We start from the raw sequence: 4,569 nt of genomic DNA, 5'->3' as shown, positions 1-4,569 counted from the left end.
GATCTTCTCCGGTTTCGTGAAGGGATTCGGAATCTCAAAGGGAGCGCTCGCTATAACCAACCAGTGGGATTCCTCGGGCATCGTGGTGCTGGGGGCTGATGACGCGGATATGGCGCTGGCCGTTAATAGAGTAGCGGAGCTGGGAGGCGGGATCTCCTTCTACAGAGGGAGGAGGGAGGAGTTCGTTCTCCCGCTTCCCATAGCCGGCATGATCGCCGATTTGCCTGTGGAGGAGCTGGCCGCCCGCCTGACGCGTCTTCAATCAATCCTGGAGGAGGCTGGCTCCGGACTCCGGGATGCCATGTTGAGCCTGGAAACGATAACAAGCCCCGCAATACCATTCATCAGGCTGAGTGCAGGTGGGCTGGTCGACGTGAAGAATGGGAGGCGCCTTGGCCTCTTCGTGGAGGCCCCTACTTCCTCCTCCTGAGGAGGGCCCCCACGTACCCCATAACGGTAACATCAAGGAACTTGCCCAGCATGACCTTCCGCGTGAATTCGTCGATGTTAAGGCCACTGAGCTCCTGAAGGAGCTCTTTGCGGAGCTCAGAGGCAATCTCCTCACTCTTCATGCCCCTCGAGAAAAGCTCAGATACGCGATCGTTGAAATGGATGATGGTCTCCTTATTCCTCTCGAGGAATTCGTCGCTGTAGTCGACGTGGCCGAAGTGTGGCATCAGAAGCAGCTTTGGCCGTAGGGAACGGATCTTGTCCAGGCTCGCAACGGCAGATTTGACCTCGATCATCGGCGGACTGGCAGCGGGTAGGAGGATCGGCAAACCGGCGCGGGATAGGCATACTGTATCGCCCGTGAATACGGCGGAGAGCTCCTCCAGGTAGAATGATGTATGGGATGGCGTGTGCCCTGGGGTGTAAAGGGGGCGGATTGTCAAACCCCCCAAATCGTAAGACCCATCCTCCCTGAGCGGCTCTATCCTCTCCGGTGGAGTGGGCGGCATGCTCCCTATGCGTGGTACATATTCATCGCCGAACACCTCGTAGGTGGCCTGCACAAGGCGGGAGGGCTCCACAAGGAACCTTATGGAATCCTCCTGCACAACCACCCTTGCCTCTGGTAACTCCTTCAGAATGTGCGGCACTGCTCCCATGTGATCCATGTGATGATGGGTTATGAACAGGTATTCAATTGACCGGGGATCCACTCCCAGCGCCCTCGCGCCATCCACGACATTCCGGGCCGTGGCGGCATGGCCCACATCAACTAGCGCTGCGCCCCTGCTTCCCCTCACGACGTAGCTGGCTATTGCCCCCTCGTATCCCAAGCCTACAGTGTCTATTACGCCCACATTCTCATTAATCCAGTGCGAATTCATACGACAGAGGCTGTATCACTGGAAATACTTATATAGCTTTCGCATGGTGTAGCGGTCAATGATAATTAGGATCCGCTTCCATGGAAGGGGAGGCCAGGCGATGAAGACGGCAGGCCGCGTCGTGGGGACCTCCGCCTTCCTGGAAGGCTTCAAGGCTCAAGACTCGCCTATGTATGGACCTGAGAGAAGGGGTGCCCCCGTCGCGTCCTTCCTTAGGATATCGGACGAGGAGATAGGCGAACGCGGATACGTGTGGTCTCCTGATCTCATCGCCGTAGCGGATCCAACCCTGATAGAGGATCCTAGGGCGAAGGTCTTGGATGGGCTCAGAGAGAACGCGGCCGCGTTCATCAATGTGCCCAGCCTAACGAACTTGGTTGTGGACGGACTGACGCGCGTTACTAATTATGATGTGACAGGAGCCGCCCTGAGGATACTCGGGCGCGCGGTGCTCAGCTCGGGCGTGGCCGGCTCCGTGGTGAAGCTGCTTCCCATATCAGCTTCATCGCTGGAGGAAGCGGTTAAGATAGAGATGGAGGACATAGGGTTGAAGGAGAGGGAGATAGACCTCAACGTGAAACTGGCCCTCGAGTGTTACGAGGGCACTCCGAAGGTTCCAATAGAGTATGCCACGACCGAGGAGCTCGAGGAATTCAGAGCCGTGGCCCTGGAGCAACATCCGCCGGAAATTTCCACGGCGCTTATCAGGAATGTTGGAAACACCATATACCAGAAGACCGGCAACTGGCGCATCTCCAGGCCCGAGATAGACTACCAGAAGTGCACCAGGTGCGGCGTCTGCTTCGATTATTGCCCGGAGGCCGCGATAAGCCTGGTAGGACCCGATAGAAGGCCGGTTATAGATTACGATCAGTGCAAGGGATGCCTGATCTGTTACAATGAGTGTCCGGTGAAGGGCGCTATTCGCGTCGTGAAAGAGGAGCTCGTGGAGAAGCTGGCGAAGGGGGTGACAATATGAAGCGGATGCTCACCGGCAATGCAACGGCCGCCTGGGGGGCGAGAATTTCCGAGGTGGAGTACATAGGAGGCTATCCGATAACCCCTCAGTCTGAGATAGTAGAGCTGCTGTCCAAGTGGGTGGCAGAGGGAACGATGAAGGCAGTCTACACTAACTACGAATCGGAGCACAGCATGTTCGCCGGTATAGGGGGCGCATCTCTGGCGGGCGTGAGGGCATTCACATCCACATCGAGCCAGGGCCTCATGTTCGCCATTGAGATGCTATACGCGGTCGCTGGCTGGAGGGCTCCCGTCGTCTTCGTGAACGTGGCCAGGGGGATGGGGATGCCCATGGTGCTACAGGTTGAGCACGGGGATATAATGGGCATAAGGGACACGGGCTTCCTGCAGCTGCACAGCGAGACCTGCCAGGAGCTGCTAGACTTCGTGCCGATCGCCTATAGAATAGGGGAGGACAGGCGTGTTATGCTCCCGGTGGCGGTCAACATGGACGGGTTCCTGATATCATTCGGCAGGGAACCGGTCGACATACCGGACGTAGAGCTCGTCAGGGAGTTCCTGCCCAAGTACAACAGGCCATATCCCGTCGTCGATTTCTCGAATCCTGTCGCGTACGCGCCCACAGTTGTGGATGGATACGCCTATATGTACTATAAAATGCAGTTGCAAAAGGCCGCGGAGCGCGCGAAAGAGGTGTTCTACGAGGCTACCAAGGACTTCGAGAGGATAATCGGTAGGAAGTATGAGCCGATAGAGAAGTTCGCCATGGATGATGCAGATTACGCGATAGTCTCTACAGGTTCCTATTCGACCATAATCAGGGGAGCCGTGAGAAAGCTCCGCGAGAAGGGGGAGAAGGTGGGCATGGTGAGGACCAGGCTCTTCAGGCCCTTCCCAAGGGATGAAATCAACGAGGCGTTGAGGGGGCTTAAGGGGGTTGCCGTGTTTGATCAGAACATAAGCCTGGGCAAGGGCGGGGTGATATACACGGAGCTCGCGGAGGCCCTGTATCACTCAAAGGAGAGGCCCAGCACCCTGCTCTCCTTCATAGGAGGGCTGGGAGGGGCGGATATATCGTTCGGGACAGTCAAGTACATGCTGGATAAATTGAAGGATGTCGTGAGGAGTGGGGAGGAGCCTGAGAATCCCAACTGGCTGTTCGGGGAACTGGAGCGTGAGCGCTTGGCTAAGGCCTTTAACCTGGCGCTCGGGATGGAGGTGCCTCCGGCATGAGCTCGGAGCAGATGAGATACAGGACGCTGAAGGACGTCCCAGCGGAGGAGTATATGGCGCCGGGCACGCCGCTCTGCGCCGGTTGCGGGGCGCAGCTCTCCCTGAGGCTCGCGCTAAAGGCCCTGGGGCCCCATACGATAGTCGTTAACGTGCCAGGTTGCATGGCGTTGATGGCGATCTATCCATTTGCGTCCCTCAAGCTGCCGTTCGTGTTCACGTCGTTCGTGGCCGCCCCGGCGACCGCCCAAGGCATTGTGGACGCCATTGACGTCTTGAGGTCCAAGGGAGTTCACCTGCCCGATGATACCAAGGTCCTCGTGGTCACGGGGGATGGAGCCGCCTACGATATAGGATTGCAATCCACCTCAGGTACCCTCCACAGGCAGCTGGACTACTACTATTTCGTGTACGACAATGAGGCGTATGGGAACACCGGATTCCAGTACTCAGCAGCCAGCCCGTTCCTGTCAAGGACCACGACCAGCGAGGCCACCAGTAGGGTTCCCGGGAACCTCTTCTGGAAGAAGGATCTGTTCGAGATCTGGAACGCCCACCATGTACCATACATAGCCACGGTGGCAGCTTCGAAGCCCGTGGATCTTCTCAGGAAGTTCGAGAAAGCCTCCAAGTTCAAGGGCCCAAAGCTGTTCCTGGCTTTGGGGGTATGCCCGACAGGCTGGGGGTCAGATCCGCAGCAGACCGTGAAGATCGACAGGCTGGCGGTCGAGACCGGCATGTGGCCCCTGAAGGAGTCAGTTTACGGTGAGGTGAGGCATACGTACATACCCAAGACGTTAAAACCGTTGGAAGAGTATCTGAAGACGCAGAAGCGCTTCTCACACCTCTTCTACCCGGTGAGAAGGGACGACCTGATAAATGAGTATCAGGCTAGAATAAACGCGTATTGGGAAAAGGTCTGGAAGACCGAGCTGAAATAGCGCGATAAAACCCCGGCGATCCATCGCCTATACTTCCTTTGACCTTAAAGGTCAAGTTTATTAGCTCCTTAGTGCTGCCCGCG

General features: G+C 57.1%; 5 protein-coding genes. 4 read left to right on the top strand and 1 reads right to left on the bottom strand.

From position 1 onward, the window contains the following. Positions 1-430, top strand: a 430-nt coding sequence (locus ABJK56_RS12425; protein ID WP_347244986.1) for an adenine deaminase C-terminal domain-containing protein, incomplete at its 5' end; no start/stop codon positions are given. Here the strand turns inward: ABJK56_RS12425 and ABJK56_RS12420 are convergent. Next, positions 414-1,334, bottom strand: coding sequence for an MBL fold metallo-hydrolase (locus tag ABJK56_RS12420; protein ID WP_347244985.1), 921 nt, complete (start codon positions 1,332-1,334; stop codon positions 414-416). The two genes, ABJK56_RS12425 and ABJK56_RS12420, sit on opposite strands and share 17 nt — an antisense overlap. Positions 1,335-1,392: 58 nt before the next feature. On the opposite strand from ABJK56_RS12420, the gene ABJK56_RS12415 reads away from it, so the two are divergent. The 3 genes from ABJK56_RS12415 to ABJK56_RS12405 are packed head-to-tail and all read left to right on the top strand — an operon-like array spanning position 1,393 to position 4,486. Further along, on the top strand, positions 1,393-2,313 hold the full coding sequence (locus tag ABJK56_RS12415) for a 2-oxoacid:acceptor oxidoreductase family protein (protein ID WP_347244984.1): 921 nt from the start codon (positions 1,393-1,395) through the stop codon (positions 2,311-2,313). Continuing rightward, entirely contained in the window at positions 2,310-3,548 is a 1,239-nt protein-coding gene (locus ABJK56_RS12410; protein ID WP_347244983.1) for a hypothetical protein, read from the top strand. The genes ABJK56_RS12415 and ABJK56_RS12410 overlap by 4 nt, the downstream gene beginning before the upstream one ends. Next, entirely contained in the window at positions 3,545-4,486 is a 942-nt protein-coding gene (locus ABJK56_RS12405) for a thiamine pyrophosphate-dependent enzyme (protein WP_347244982.1), read from the top strand. Before ABJK56_RS12410 ends, ABJK56_RS12405 begins: the two co-directional genes overlap by 4 nt. The last annotated feature ends 83 nt before the right edge of the window (positions 4,487-4,569 follow it).

This window comes from Thermogutta sp. (assembly GCF_039793925.1).
Classification (GTDB): domain Bacteria; phylum Planctomycetota; class Planctomycetia; order Pirellulales; family Thermoguttaceae; genus Thermogutta.
Note: the sequence above shows the minus strand (reverse complement) of the source record. Positions and strands in the feature narration are given on the sequence as shown.